Source organism: Mucilaginibacter auburnensis (assembly GCF_002797815.1).
In the GTDB taxonomy this organism is placed as follows: Bacteria; Bacteroidota; Bacteroidia; order Sphingobacteriales; family Sphingobacteriaceae; genus Mucilaginibacter; species Mucilaginibacter auburnensis.
In genome coordinates this window covers 1,415,254-1,429,231 of record NZ_PGFJ01000001.1, presented here as the reverse complement: position 1 = coordinate 1,429,231, position 13,978 = coordinate 1,415,254, and the positions used below count along the sequence as shown (strand labels likewise).

11 protein-coding genes are annotated in these 13,978 nt (G+C 40.9%); 4 read left to right on the top strand and 7 right to left on the bottom strand.

Going from position 1 to position 13,978, the window contains the following annotated elements; all coding sequences use genetic code 11:
* Window positions 1-330 precede the first annotated feature (330 nt).
* Both CLV57_RS06375 and CLV57_RS06370 read left to right on the top strand, forming a co-directional pair.
* Complete coding sequence (locus CLV57_RS06375; protein WP_157799081.1) at window positions 331-4,023, top strand: T9SS type A sorting domain-containing protein; 3,693 nt, start codon at window positions 331-333, stop codon at window positions 4,021-4,023.
* Between the two features lie 8 nt (window positions 4,024-4,031).
* Window positions 4,032-4,259, top strand: a complete 228-nt coding sequence (locus tag CLV57_RS06370; protein WP_100340476.1) for a hypothetical protein — start codon at window positions 4,032-4,034, stop codon at window positions 4,257-4,259.
* Between the two features lie 13 nt (window positions 4,260-4,272).
* On the opposite strand, the gene CLV57_RS06365 is transcribed toward CLV57_RS06370, so the two are convergent.
* Entirely contained in the window at window positions 4,273-4,953 is a 681-nt protein-coding gene (locus tag CLV57_RS06365; protein WP_100340475.1) for a DUF4136 domain-containing protein, read from the bottom strand.
* 142 nt (window positions 4,954-5,095) lie between these two features.
* On the opposite strand from CLV57_RS06365, the gene CLV57_RS06360 reads away from it, so the two are divergent.
* Complete coding sequence (locus CLV57_RS06360; protein WP_100340474.1) at window positions 5,096-6,385, top strand: HAD-IB family phosphatase; 1,290 nt, start codon at window positions 5,096-5,098, stop codon at window positions 6,383-6,385.
* Window positions 6,386-6,398: 13 nt separating this feature from the next.
* Here the strand turns inward: CLV57_RS06360 and CLV57_RS06355 are convergent, their stop codons facing one another.
* The 3 genes from CLV57_RS06355 to CLV57_RS06345 form a co-directional block, all read right to left on the bottom strand.
* Entirely contained in the window at window positions 6,399-6,878 is a 480-nt protein-coding gene (locus CLV57_RS06355; RefSeq protein ID WP_100340473.1) for a universal stress protein, read from the bottom strand.
* An 89-nt stretch (window positions 6,879-6,967) separates the two neighbouring features.
* Window positions 6,968-8,057, bottom strand: a protein-coding gene (prfB, locus tag CLV57_RS06350) for a peptide chain release factor 2 (RefSeq protein WP_157799080.1) whose coding sequence is annotated in 2 segments (ribosomal slippage) — window positions 6,968-7,996 and window positions 7,998-8,057 — 1,089 coding nt in all. Because the reading frame shifts where the segments join, the coding sequence is not laid out codon by codon here.
* Window positions 8,058-8,122: 65 nt separating this feature from the next.
* A complete protein-coding gene (locus CLV57_RS06345) occupies window positions 8,123-8,554 on the bottom strand; it encodes a hypothetical protein (protein ID WP_100340471.1) in 432 nt (143 codons plus the stop codon).
* Between the two features lie 257 nt (window positions 8,555-8,811).
* Here CLV57_RS06345 and pgi point away from each other — a divergent pair, with 257 nt between their 5' ends.
* Window positions 8,812-10,458: a glucose-6-phosphate isomerase gene (gene pgi / locus CLV57_RS06340; protein ID WP_100340470.1), complete on the top strand. Its 1,647-nt coding sequence runs from the start codon at window positions 8,812-8,814 to the stop codon at window positions 10,456-10,458.
* 94 nt (window positions 10,459-10,552) lie between these two features.
* Here pgi and CLV57_RS06335 read toward each other — a convergent pair whose 3' ends face one another.
* The 3 genes from CLV57_RS06335 to dnaG are packed head-to-tail and all read right to left on the bottom strand — an operon-like array spanning window position 10,553 to window position 13,930.
* Complete coding sequence (locus CLV57_RS06335) at window positions 10,553-11,629, bottom strand: glutaminyl-peptide cyclotransferase (protein WP_100341332.1); 1,077 nt, start codon at window positions 11,627-11,629, stop codon at window positions 10,553-10,555.
* A gap of 4 nt (window positions 11,630-11,633) precedes the next feature.
* Window positions 11,634-12,002 carry a YraN family protein gene (locus tag CLV57_RS06330; protein ID WP_100340469.1) on the bottom strand — a complete coding sequence of 123 codons (369 nt, stop codon included), beginning with the start codon at window positions 12,000-12,002 and terminating at the stop codon, window positions 11,634-11,636.
* Entirely contained in the window at window positions 12,002-13,930 is a 1,929-nt protein-coding gene (gene dnaG / locus CLV57_RS06325; protein ID WP_100340468.1) for a DNA primase, read from the bottom strand. Before dnaG ends, CLV57_RS06330 begins: the two co-directional genes overlap by 1 nt.
* Window positions 13,931-13,978: the final 48 nt, after the last annotated feature.

Here is a 13,978-nt window from a genome sequence, read left to right as displayed (position 1 = left end):
ACACTAAACAAGTTTCTGAATTTTTGAGCGAATTATAAAATAAAAAATACGGGCAATATAAGCCCCAAAACGTAGAAATTTAACCCCGTTTTAACACAGTTAAAGTGCCACTTTTTATAATTAAAACCGCTTTTATTTAATCGAAAGACTACCTGAGTGTGAGTTTATTAACAAAACCACAACGAATAGTTATTTTTTCTGCTAAAAAATTATGCCCGCATAATTTTTGATTGAGTGCGTGGTGATACCTTATGCCCTATGCAAAAAAAAATATTCTGTAACTTACTTGCTTGTACTTTAACAATAGGTTTTACATTTTGTTTTACAAAGTTGTTAGCGCAATCTTATGATCAAACTAACACGCCCAGAGAATATTATTTCAATCCGTTCACATCTGCTACGCCGGGTACACCCAGTACCTATTTTCCTGGTTGTGGTTCCGTAATACCATCAAATGCTACCATTGGCATGGTTACAAGTGGCGGTATATCTGGCAATACCTTATCGTCATTGGCGCTTAACCAGGTTGGTTACCTGCAGTGGAGCTTTATGAGCAACACAGGTGCTGGTGGAATTAGTTTAGGAAACAGGGTTTGGGAGTGGGAATTTGATTACAGAAATGTTGGAGGCACTACAGCTCCAGGCGATGCAACGAATAATATTACTGCCAGTACATCAACGGCAACAGATTCATGGAGATACTGGCTCATTGCCAGCTCATATGTTAGCACAAATAACACATTAGGTTTATATGTTACAGTTAGCGGTACTTCATTAAAGTTAATGATGAAATATAATGCCGCTAATACTGCAAAAGATAACGGCATCAGCATTCCTTTACCGCTTAGTACAGATACTTATCAAATTCGCATTGTAAAAAATGCTACGGGCGCTTATTATATTTTTGTATTAAATAAAACCACCAATACGCTTTCAAGTTACACTAATGGCGGCGGCGGTTATAACATTGGTAACTATGACAGTATTGACCTCAACACCTATAATTATTCATTTTTAGAATGTTCAACTACTACCGCTAACAGATTTCAATGGGATAATTTCAATTTTTATCAACAAAAGCTTGAATACATACCCATAACAGGAGCTGATAAAGGTATAACAACAGCCATCTATCCAGGCATTGTTGACGCTATCCCATATGGCGTAAATGTCAATATACGGGGCGATATTTTTATAGGTAGATTTGTTTGCAAAGCTACCGGCGATTCGCAGGCACTGTTTGAAAGCGGCGCACTGTGGAAAACAACAAGCGCGGTGCTTTCAACCGCTTCTCCTGCATCTAAAATAACTGATCTAAGCGTTTATAACAATGGTACATCTCAAGTGAACCTGCCATCTTCTGAAAAATACTATAGCACGGGTAACAGCGATGGGACTACTACTAATGTTATAAACTATTTTTTGGTATTAAAGGGGCGTAATCCTTTTTACAGCAGCTTTCCTTCATCTATTTCATGGTCGGTAAGTTCTACTGCTGATGATAATTATGCTCAGCAGTACACAAATAGTGTTACACCTATTAACCCAACTACGGCGGGCACAACAGCACCGGCCAGCCCGAGCGGCAATGTTTATGATTGGATAGGGAGCGATGCATCATGGACAACTGCCGGGACATGGAAAAAAAACCTGAATACTTCAACAGATGTACCATCAAGTAATTCTGACATTGTGCGCATTGGCGTAGTGGCTTATACTGGATCTAATCAACCCAACACTGGAGGCAGCAGGACCATGAATAAGTTATTTTTTGGTAGCTACAATACCCCTGTTTTAACATTAGCCAACAACTCTGCCTTAACGGTTTCAAACGGTATTGAAGTCCAAACCAATGCTAATGCCACCATAACGGATGGTAACAATGGCAACAACAACACCACCATTACCATATCAGGGGGTACATCAAGTGTAGCTTCGGGCGCTACGTTAACGTTAACCAACGGCGGCACATTTTCTAATTCCAGCGCATTTACATCGCAGGGAACAATTAACACCACTAACGACTTTACTAATACCAGTACAGGCTCTTTTACAGCCACTGCCGGCACAGTTAGGTTCAACCGTAACGGAGATCAAACAATTACTAATTCAAATACCACTAAACCGGTTGTGTTTTATAATTTATCATTAGGCAGCACTTCCGGCAATCGTACTAAAACACTTTCGGGCAACCAATTTGCTGTTGCTGCGGGCGGTATAATAACTATGTCTGGCACAACTACATTTGCAACAAGTAATTTGTTAACCTTAAACTCAGACGTTACAGGCACAGCAGGAGTGGCAGCGATACCATCAGGCGCAAGTGTAACCGGCATTGTTACCGTTCAACGTTATTTTTCAGGCGGAAATATAAGTAAACGCGGCTGGAGGTTATTAAGCACACCTGTTAACAACTCATCAAGTATTCCCGTAACATCATCTGCAACAGCTAACTTCAACAGTTTAAAAACTAATTTGCCAATAACCGGAACAGGCGGCAGCGCCAACGGCTGGGATCAGCCAACTGGTTATACCGCGAATGGTGCCACAATTTTGGTTTATAATAATGCCGGCAGGGGCACCTTTACATCTCCTACCTCACTTGCTACAGGTACTGTCAAAGTAGGCCAGGGCTTCTATTTTTATTTTAGAGGTAACAATTCAAATATATTAGGAAAGCTGATAAAAACCGGCGGAAGCTTTTCTGCTCCAGAGGCCGATGTGGTTGGTTTGCAATCTGGCACCTTAAACCAGCAGAACTTTACCTACACGTTACAAAAAGGAGGCACAGGGTTTAATTTAGTCGGAAATCCGTACCCATCTTCTATAACTATTGTAGATTCTGCTTTAACAGGCACTACAGGCTTCGTATATACTTACACACCAGGAGGTAATAGCGTTACTACCAACACTTTACCAGTAACAATAGCCAGCGGGCAGGGTTTCTTTGTAAAAGCTAACAAAGATGTAAGCTCAATAGCTTTTTCAGAATCATTAAAGTCTAATGGTCAGCCATTAACACTATTAATGGGTGCGCCTGTTAAAGAGGCGTTAGCCGGAAATATCAGGCTGCAAATGGTGCAAGACAGCTCAAACTATGACTTTGCCCAATTACGTTTTTCAAAAGATTACATTGAAAATTATTTAGACACTGAAGATGCCGATGATTTAAATGGTAGTGGTCAAAATGTGTTCTTTGGCGCCACTACTGCCGATAAGTATCAGGTAGCCATAGCATCGCAACCGCTGAATGAAAAAAAGACTTCTGTGTTTTTAAGTGTAAATAGTAATGCCAGTGGCAATTTTACTATAAACAAGCTGGATGTATCAAATATACCTGATAAATATGATGTATGGTTAATGGATCATTTTAAAACGGACTCGATTAACCTTCGCGTTAACTCCGCTTATAACTTCAGTGTTGATAAAACCAACCCTTTAACTTTTGGCGATACCCGCTTTGAGGTAGTTATCACTTTAAAGAAACTACCGCCCTACCAACTTGCGTCGTTTACAGGTAACAGAAGTAAAGGACAGAATATTTTACATTGGAAAACCCAAAACGAATATACTTACACCTATTTTGAACTGGAAAGAAGCTTAGACAACAAAACTTTTGAGGGGGTAAACAATTCAATGTCTACTGCTAAAGGCGACTACGGTTTTGTAGATAAAACCGCATCGAACTCGTTAGTTTACTATAGGCTTAAACAAACAGACATTTACGGCACTACTTACACTTCAATTGTTATAATAAAACCTGAGGATAATAAAGATCAGGTGTTCAGCTTATATCCTAATCCGGTAAGCAATTTCCTTATGTTTGATGTAAAAGAAGATGTTAAGGGCTCAATAAGTATGGCTATTTACAATTCAGTAGGTTTAAGAGTGCTATCATCGTTACACAACTCGAAAACAGGCCAGGAAAATTTAACATCATTACTGCCCGGAAATTATACCGTTGAGTTAATTGACAACACCAGCAAAAAACGATTAGCTTCAACTAAATTTGTTAAACTTTAAACAATAGCATGCAAAAAATTAGAAAAATTTTAGTTCTGTTAGTTTCATTGTTGCTTACAAGCGGGGCTACTTTTGCAGACTGTGAAGTACCTGCCAGTGGAGATCCTGATGATCCAACCGGATATGACCCAAATTGCCTACCGCTTGACAACTGGCTGATAGTTTTATTTATAGCAGGGTTGGCGTTTGCAACCTGGTATTTACATAATAAACAAAAAAAGGAAGCTATAGCTTAGCTTCCTTTTTAATTTATCTTGAAGAACTTGTTCTGTAGCCTCTTCCGCTTCCACCTGCCGGAGGCGCTGATGATGGTGCCAAACTCAGCTGTTCAAATATCCCCGATACTACTTTAGGCAGATCTTCTATATCCTTTTGCTGGTTATTACGCACTTCGCCTACGCCGTAACCACGCCAAACCAATTGCTTTGAGCGATTGTCAATTAAATCAATAACCAAAGTACCTTCTTTGAAATGCTCTCGTTGTACAGTTGTACCTGCATAGTATGACGGGCCATAAAAATAAGGGTTGTACCATCCGCCGTAGCCAAAACCGCCCCAACCAAAGCCTCCCCAACCTAAACCACCCCAACCCCAGCCAAAGCCAGGATAAAAGCCACCGCCAACGTACATTGGATAATAATTAGTACGGCTGCCTCTGCCTTCAACTTTTGAGTAGCTCACTAACAGATCAGGATTTTGCTGCTGCATGGTCAAACCTTTTTGGGTTAAGGCTTGCGCTGCTGCATCCTTTATTTTAGCATCGGTAACTGAAATGGATGGCTGAGCTGCACCACCCGGGGGCTGCATCCACGAAAACGTTCGGTATGCGCTTAAGTTTGTACGGTTAAGTGCTGCCACGTAATAATTATAACGTGTTGAGCAGGATGATAAAGTTACTACCGATAAAACAAAAACAATCAACTTTTTCATGGCTTATTTATTCATTACAATAACAAATTATTAGACAAAACATTGTGCAAAGGTTTAACCGATAAACAAGTTTTATGTAAGATTACCGCTATCTTTTACAAAACCTCGCGCAAAAATTGCACCTTTGCATATACAAAACAGAATGAGCCAGTATTTTATTATAGATTTTGACAGCACATTTACACAAGTTGAAGCGCTGGACGAACTTGCCCGAATATCTCTTAAAAACCACCCCGACAGAGAGAAAATTTACCAACAGATAGAAGACCTTACCAATGCCTCTATGGAGGGAAGGTTGTCATTTAGTCAGAGTCTTGAAAACCGTGTTAAGCTATTACAGGCCAACCGCGAGCATTTAAAACTGCTGATAAGTCATCTGAAGAAAAAAGTATCAACTTCTTTTTCACGCAACACCATTTTTTTTAAAAACCATCAGGATGAGGTTTTGATCGTATCGGGCGGATTTAAAGAGTTTATCACACCTGTTGTTACCGAGTATCATATTAAAAAAGAAAATATATACGCCAATACTTTTGTTTTTGATGACGAAGGCAACATTGTAGGGTATGACCGCGAGAACCCGCTATCTCAGGAAGGCGGCAAGGTTAAATTGCTGGAAGAACTTAAACTGGAAGGCGACATCTATGGTATTGGCGATGGTTACTCAGATTTCCAGTTGAAGGAGTCGGGCATGATCAAAAAGTTCTTTGCCTTTACCGAGAATATTGAGCGGAAATCAGTAGCAGAAAAAGCCGATCACATTACTCCGAGCTTTGATGAGTTTTTGTACATCAACAAGCTGCCGCGTGCCATCTCCTACCCCAAAAACCGTATAAAGTGTTTAGTTATTGGCGATATTGAAGAAGATGTACTGGCACAAATGCGCAAAGAAGGTTACAACCTGCGTCAGCGCGAAAAGATAGAAGAAAAATACCTGGAAGAAGCGGGCGTTTTACTTTGCGATGAAGCTAACCAGCCAACATCAGAACAAGTAGCTAAAGCCGGAAGATTGAAGGTTATTGGCTGCTTTGGCAAAGTGGGCCGAAGACTGTCTGAAGCAGCATGCGAGAACGGCATCATTATTTTTGATGACCCAAAACACAACCCCCGCAGCGACGACTTTTTGCCTAAGCGTGTAATTGCTTTTATGAACGAGGGTAAGACGCACACCAGCTGTAACTTTCCGGATCTGCAACCGCCAAGGGTAAGCAACTCACACCGACTCATACACATTCATAAAAATGTACCGGGTATTCTGGCTAAGATAAATGATGTATTTGCGCGCCATAATATTAACATAGTAGGTGAGTTTCTGGTTACCAACCCACAAATTGGCTACGTTATTACCGATGTTAATACAGGTTATGATACCCAGGTATTAAACGAATTAAAAGCCATTGAGCATACTATAAAATTCAGGCTGTTGTATTAACAGCCTGAATTACTTACTCTTCATGATGAGGTAAAGGCACCACAAATACCGGAACCATAGCATGGCGCACCACGTGCTCAGCAACACTACCCATCAGTAATCTATCCAAGCCACTACGGCTGTGTGTACCCACAACAATTACATCAGCATTAAACTCTGCGCAAGCTTGTAAAATCCCATCGGCTGTATCGCCAAATTCAGTGAAATGCGTTACAGATAATCCTGCGCCGAATTCATCAGCAATACGGTCTACCAGTTTTTTTGAGCTCTGATTTTGGATATCCATCAGTTCGGCATCAACCGAAGTCATTTCCGGTAGAGAAGTACCTCCCATCGGGTCAATACTGCCCCCCATTGGCGCTACAATGGGCTCAACCACGTTAACCAATCCAACTTCTGCTTTAAAAGCTACAGCTAATTCAAAACCATATTGAGCAGCATGTTCAGCAATATTGCTGTTATCAATACCTATTAGAACTTTTTTGATTTTCATGGATATAAAGTTTAGTTAACGTTTTGATTTAAACCGGGGTTACCTTGTTATGTTTTGCCTGCGTTATTAGCTAACGCAGGCTTAGCATTTTATTTATTTCCCCCAAACTCCATTAAGTAGGCTTTTAAAAAGTCGTTAAGGTCGCCATCTAATACAGCCTGGGCATTTGATGTTTCGTGGTCTGTACGCAGATCTTTTACCAACTTGTACGGATGCAATACATAGTTACGTATCTGCGAGCCCCACTCTATCTTCTTTTTATTACCCTCAATTTTATTGGTTGCCTCCTGGCGCTTGCGCATCTCAATTTCATACAACTGCGATTTTAGCAAGCGTATAGCATTGTCTTTATTTTGAAGTTGTGAGCGCGACTCCTGGTTTTTGATGATAATGCCCGATGGTTTGTGATATAAACGCACAGCAGTTTCCACTTTGTTTACGTTTTGTCCGCCTGCACCGCCTGCCCTAAAAGTTTCAAACTCAATATCGCCAGGGTTAACTTCAATTTCTATCGTATCATCAACCAGCGGATATACATATACAGATGCAAAAGATGTATGGCGCTTGGCATTGGAGTCAAACGGAGAGATACGAACTAAACGATGCACACCGTTCTCGCCCTTTAAATAACCGTAGGCAAATTCGCCTTCTAACTGTAAGGTTACCGTTTTAACCCCAGCCGACTCCCCTTCCTGAAAATCCTGCTCGGTTACTTTATAGCCGTTCTTTTCGCCCCACATAATGTACATACGCATCAACATTCCGGCCCAGTCACAGCTCTCGGTACCACCGGCACCGGCAGTGATCTGCAGTACAGCGTTTAGTTGGTCCTCTTCGGCTGATAGCATGTTTTTAAATTCCAGTTCTTCAACCACCTTAACGGCAAGGTCATACTGTTCTTTAAATTCCGCTTCCGTGGCGTCTCCGCTTTTAAAAAAATCTAACATAACGGCTGCATCATCAATTACCGATGCTACGTGTTGATACTCGTCTGTCCAGATCTTCTTCGCTTTTATGGATGCTAATACCTTTTCGGCTTCTTTTGGGTGGTCCCAAAAATTAGGGCCTAATGTTATTTCCTGCTCTTCTTTTAGTGCATCAAGTTTAGTATCGATGTCAAAGATGCCTCCTCAGGGAAACTAATCTATCCCTTAAATCCTGGATCTGTTCTTTAGTCATGTAGCAAATATAAAAAAAACCTGCTCGTAGTGAGCAGGCTCTCTTTTCATAGGTATAAAAATATGTTAGGCTACAGCCAGTTGTTTAGCGGCAGCATTGTTGTTTCCAATTATCAGATCTAATAAATGGGTTAGGGAAAACTCGCCTTCAATTTTATTTTGCGATTGTTTGATCAATTGCTGCATAACCTGCGGAATTAATGCTTTAGCGGTATCCATCGCATCTTGCGGATCTAAACCGTAGTAGTTATTTAATCTGTTTGCAAATTTGTTTACAGTAGTTCCAATTAACGGGTTCCCGTTGTAGATACCCGCAAACTGAAAATACTTTACCAATTCCTTCAATCTTCCGGTTTCGATATTGCCTTTTAAAACATCAATAATAGAACTCGACGCCTCGTTTATAATAGCTTCATGATTTTTAACAGGAATTAGAGGGTTGTTAATAACAGCCGTCCCGGCGTTACTTTTAACAAGCGTGAATAATTTTTCAAACATAACGCTGATGTATTTTAAAAGTTAATTATCAATTTGATGAAAAAATTTAATTTTTATTATTAAATACACAAATATCTGCAACTAAGATTTAAGAAACGGAACTAAAAAGACTAATAAAATATCATTTTATTAATTTCATTATAACATTATTGCAATTTTTGCAAACGTGTTCGTATTAATTGGCGTTATAAACTTAAAATTTACTATTGTGCTAAATTTTAAATTCTAATTTTGCTACAGTTAACCTTTAAACAACTATGCTGCCAAACATTAACTTCACTACCACCGACGCTTACAAATACCTGAGCGACCATTATATAGATATGGCGGGGGCTACAATGAAAGACCTATTCGCATCTGACAATGAGCGATTTAAAAAATTCTCAATAAAATTTGAGGATATACTGCTTGATTACTCAAAAAACCGCATCAATGACGAAACATTAGCACTTTTGCTACAGTTAGCCAAAGAATGTAGTTTAAATGAGGCAATTGCCGCTATGTTTAACGGCGAAGCAATTAACGCTACCGAAGGAAGACAGGTGTTACACACTGCTTTACGCAACCAAAGCAACACACCGGTTTATGTAGATGGTAAAGATGTGATGCCTGATGTGAACAGCGTTTTGGCACATATGAAGGAGTTTAGCGATGCTGTAATATCTGGTAGCTGGAAAGGCTACACAGGGAAAGCTATTACTGATGTTGTAAATATTGGTATTGGTGGCTCTGATCTTGGACCGGTAATGGTTACAGAGGCTCTAAAAGCTTACAAAAATCATTTAAACCTGCATTTTGTATCAAACGTTGATGGTACCCATATAGCCGAAACGCTTAAAGGCTTAAATGCTGAAACAACCTTGTTTCTGATAGCATCAAAAACATTTACTACGCAGGAAACCATGGCTAACGCCCACAGCGCACGCGAATGGTTTATTACCAGTGGTGGTAACGACGATGATGTTGCCAAGCACTTTGCGGCACTTTCAACTAATGCTGATGGCGTGAGCAAGTTTGGCATTGATACCAAAAACATGTTTGAGTTTTGGGATTGGGTTGGCGGTCGTTATTCATTATGGAGCGCTATTGGTTTGTCAATATCATTAGGTGTTGGCTTTGATAACTTTACCGAGTTATTAGCCGGTGCCCACGCCATGGATAACCACTTTAAAACTGCCGAAGCGCACGAAAACCTGCCTGTTATTGTTGCTTTATTAGGCATTTGGTACAACAACTTTTTTGGTGCAGAGACACAAGCCATTTTACCATACGACCAATACATGCACCGTTTTGCAGCTTACTTCCAGCAAGGCGATATGGAAAGTAATGGTAAATATGTTGATCGTAACGGCGAGCCTGTTGATTACTCAACCGGACCAATTATTTGGGGAGAGCCCGGCACCAATGGTCAGCATGCTTTTTACCAATTAATACATCAAGGAACCAAATTAATTCCTTGTGATTTCATTGCTCCTGCACAATCGCACAATCCGTTGGGCGAGCACCATAACATGCTTTTATCTAACTTCTTTGCGCAAACAGAAGCATTGATGAATGGTAAAACCGAAGATGAGGTAGTTGCTGAGTTAAAAGCAGCTGGAAAATCAGAAGAAGAAATTGCGAAACTGGCGCAGTTTAAAGTATTTGAAGGTAACCGGCCAACCAACTCAATTTTGGTTAAAAAGATCACCCCACGCTCATTAGGTTCATTATTGGCTATGTATGAGCATAAAATATTTGTGCAAGGCATTATCTGGAACATTTACAGCTTTGACCAATGGGGTGTTGAGCTGGGCAAACAATTAGCCGGCAAAATATTACCTGAGTTGAAAAATAACGATGAGGTATCATCGCACGATTCATCAACCAATGGTTTGATTAATCAGTATAAGGCCTGGAGATAGGCCCCTACCCCCTGAAAGGGGGAACATAAACGCAAAAAGCCGTTCTATAAAATGCAAGAACGGCTTTTTGCGTTTTAAGCTAATAGCTCCCCCTTTAGGGGGCGGGGGGGGCTAATTTTACCTGAAACAACTTATCCCAAAACTTACCGGTAACAAACATGCGCTTGCCTTTAGCATCCCAGGCAATACCATTAAATACATCCGCTTTATTATTGCGTTTTGGATACAAACTTTTAAAGTCTATTTTCTGCAACACAGCACCTGTTTTGGGGTCAATTACAATAATGTCATCCGTTTGAAATACATTGGCGTAAATTTTACCGTCTATGTATTCCAACTCATTTATGGAGTTTACAGGGCCTTTATCGTCGTAAACATCCACATATCCAACTTGCTGGTAGGTTTCTTTGTCTAAAAACCATAAACGATTGGTACTGTCGTCCATGTATATTTTGTTGCCATCAAAAGTCATTCCCCAACCTTCTATACCCACGTTGTTATTGAATGTTTTTAAAAGCTTAAAAGTGCTTTTGTCATAAACATATCCAATCTTCTCTCTATAGGTTAGCTGAACAATTTTATCACCAATAACTGTTATCCCTTCGGCAAAAACCTTCGGATCATTTTGTACCGATTGCAATACCTTGCCTGTAATTAGGTCGACTTTACGCAAGCTTGAGGGACCGATCTTCTCATCGCCGGGAGGCGGATCTAAGTAGCCGCCATCACTTTCGTATAAATAACCATCATGGTATTCTAAACCCTCTGTGTAAGACGTAACATCATGCGGATACACTTTTTCCACCTTAAAGCTCAGCTTTTCGGGTGCGCGGGCAGCCAGCACAACAATGTTGGTAGCCTTATCATACTGCTTGCCTTGCTGGAAAAACCTGGCTGTTATAGATTTTGGGCCTAATGGCATCGAATCTGTTTTCAGCACTACCGGAGAAGCATCTTTCTTTGCTTCCAAACGGGTAGAATCCAACAGGTAAACTATCGAATCTGGCTTTATCTCTTCAGGGTACGAAACTTTAATAGTAACGCTTTCACCCGCTTTAACAGTAACGCCCGCATCCGGACTAATGGTTATCTTCTTATAAATATCTTCTTCTTTACAACCGGCGGCCGCCAGCGTAATGGCTGCTATATACAATAATGATCTTTTCTTCATGCGTTTAAGTTGCAGATGGCCAAAAGGCATCTTCAATATGGTTTAGTTTATAGTTATGCTCGTTTTTAAATAATATAGCCACAATATCAAAACGCACCTCACCCTGATGGTTCATCAGGTAAATGTATTCGTCGGCTGCTTGTGCCATTATACGTTGTTTGCGCGCGTCAACAAAATCCTCTGGTTCACCAAAATAGTTGCCGCTGCGCGTTTTTACTTCGGTAAATATAATCACTTTGTCTTTATAGGCAATCAGGTCAATTTCGGCCTTGCCGTGGCACCAGTTTTCATCTAATATCTCGTAACCCTGTTGCTCCAGGTGTTGTTTGGCCATCAGCTCGCCTTTTTTACCTAAGTCGAGGTGCTTTGCCATTACTTTAATATCACCGATCCCAAATAATCTGATATAGATTTCTCTACCTTTTTCATCCGCATATACTGGCTCATCAAGATATCCTGCTCCTCCGGCGATTGTGCCGTTTGAAGCTCTTTGCGCAAATTGGCTAACAATTTGCCTACCTTATGCATCTTTAAATGAAAAATAGCGCTCAGAATAGTGGCTTTCATATTGGCCGTTTCATCAGGCACGGTTATGCGGTGCATCTCGTACCAGTTATCGCTTAACGTGTATTTGGTAGTAATTAGTGTAATGGAGAGATCAACAATTTCCTTATCGGCATAATGAATAAAATACTGCTCTTCGGGCAATACGCCATTCTCTACTTCGCGACTGTATATTTCTACAAACTTTTTACAGGCAGAATTTTCAAAGTCAACATCATTCAACTCCGCTATCATAAACGGACCAATATAGGTATTGGCAATGCCGTCCCAGTCAATCACCTTATTGCCGTATAACAAAAGTAAACGCACTATCTCCTTTTCCTGACTGGCATCCTCTTCCCGAGTTTGAGGCTCGGGGTCAAAAAACAGATCTTCAGGAGGCTCATCGTTTCTTGGTGTTGATTGCTGTTGCCGCTCGCCATCCTTTTTGGCTTTAGCCTGCCGCATTTTATTCAGCTCAGAAAGCAGTGCGCGCTCATCTATCTGTAATATATGGCTGCATTCCTTAACAAATACCGAGGCTTTAATAGAATCAGGTATTTTGGCAATGCTTTCAACAATATCTCTTATTACTTCGGCTTTACGGATAGGATCGTTACCTGCCTCTTTTAACAGGAGGTTAGTTTTGTAAAGGATGAAGTCTTTTTTACTCTCCTCAATGTGTTTTTTAAAGGCGGATGTACCCACCAGCCGCACATACGAGTCAGGGTCATGACCGTCAGGGAAAAGTACAACTTTAACGTTCAGCCCTTCCTCCAGGATCATATCAAGGCCACGCAAAGATGCCTTGATACCCGCCGCATCGCCATCATATAAAATGGTGATATTTTTAGTTAACCTGCTAATGAGCCTGATCTGCTCAACGGTTAACGAAGTACCCGATGAAGCCACTACGTTTTCAATACCCGCCTGATGTACGGATATAACATCGGCATAACCTTCTACCAGGTAGCAGTTATCTTCCTCGCGGATAGATTTTTTAGCATGGTAAAGCCCGTATAAAACGTTTGATTTGTGGTAGATTTCCGACTCGGGTGAGTTAACGTATTTGGGTACGTTTTTATCGGTCTTCAATGTACGGCCACCAAAGGCAATTACCCGGCCGGTAAAACTATGGATAGGGAAAATTACCCTACCGCGATAACGGTCATATAAAGAGCCATTTTCACGCTTAACAGATAGGCCGCTTTCAATTAAAAACTCCGGCTGATAACCCTCTTTAACCGCTTGCGATGAGAAAGCCTCCCACTGATCGGGCGAGTAGCCTAACTCAAATTTATTGATTATTTCGGTGGTGAAACCGCGCTCTTTGAAATAGCTCAGACCTATATTCCGGCCTTCATCTGTCTCCAATAAACTTTCATGGAAAAACTTAGCTGCAAAGCCCGATACGATCATCAAACTTTCGCGGCGGTTCTCGGCTTCCCTATCCTCGGGCGCTTCCTGGGTTTCTTCCACCTCAATGCCGTACTTTTTGGCCAGCCATTTTAACGCTTCCGGATAAGTAAACTTTTCCAGCTCCATTAAAAAAGTAACCGCGCTGCCCCCTTTACCCGATGAGAAATCTTTAAAAATACCCTTAGCCGGCGATACCGTGAATGACGGTGTACGCTCATTGACAAACGGCGAAAGGCCAACATAATTGGCGCCCCGCTTTTTTAACTGCACAAAATCCCCTATCACCTCCACAATGTCGGTGGCTTCCATAATACGGTCGATAGTGGATTTTAATATCATGCGTTAAGGGTACAAAGGTAGGGCAAATCAGTTATCGCCTTAAACTTT

What these genes read in the sequence shown, in the direction of transcription:
- CLV57_RS06370 (WP_100340476.1), top strand. Translation starts at nt 4,032, where the DNA reads ATGCAAAAAATTAGAAAAATTTTAGTTCTGTTAGTTTCATTGTTGCTT.
- CLV57_RS06365 (WP_100340475.1), bottom strand. Translation starts at nt 4,953, where the DNA reads ATGAAAAAGTTGATTGTTTTTGTTTTATCGGTAGTAACTTTATCATCC.
- CLV57_RS06360 (WP_100340474.1), top strand. Translation starts at nt 5,096, where the DNA reads ATGAGCCAGTATTTTATTATAGATTTTGACAGCACATTTACACAAGTT.
- CLV57_RS06355 (WP_100340473.1), bottom strand. Translation starts at nt 6,878, where the DNA reads ATGAAAATCAAAAAAGTTCTAATAGGTATTGATAACAGCAATATTGCT.
- CLV57_RS06345 (WP_100340471.1), bottom strand. Translation starts at nt 8,554, where the DNA reads ATGTTTGAAAAATTATTCACGCTTGTTAAAAGTAACGCCGGGACGGCT.
- pgi (WP_100340470.1), top strand. Translation starts at nt 8,812, where the DNA reads ATGCTGCCAAACATTAACTTCACTACCACCGACGCTTACAAATACCTG.
- CLV57_RS06335 (WP_100341332.1), bottom strand. Translation starts at nt 11,629, where the DNA reads ATGAAGAAAAGATCATTATTGTATATAGCAGCCATTACGCTGGCGGCC.
- CLV57_RS06330 (WP_100340469.1), bottom strand. Translation starts at nt 12,002, where the DNA reads ATGGCAAAGCACCTCGACTTAGGTAAAAAAGGCGAGCTGATGGCCAAA.
- dnaG (WP_100340468.1), bottom strand. Translation starts at nt 13,930, where the DNA reads ATGATATTAAAATCCACTATCGACCGTATTATGGAAGCCACCGACATT.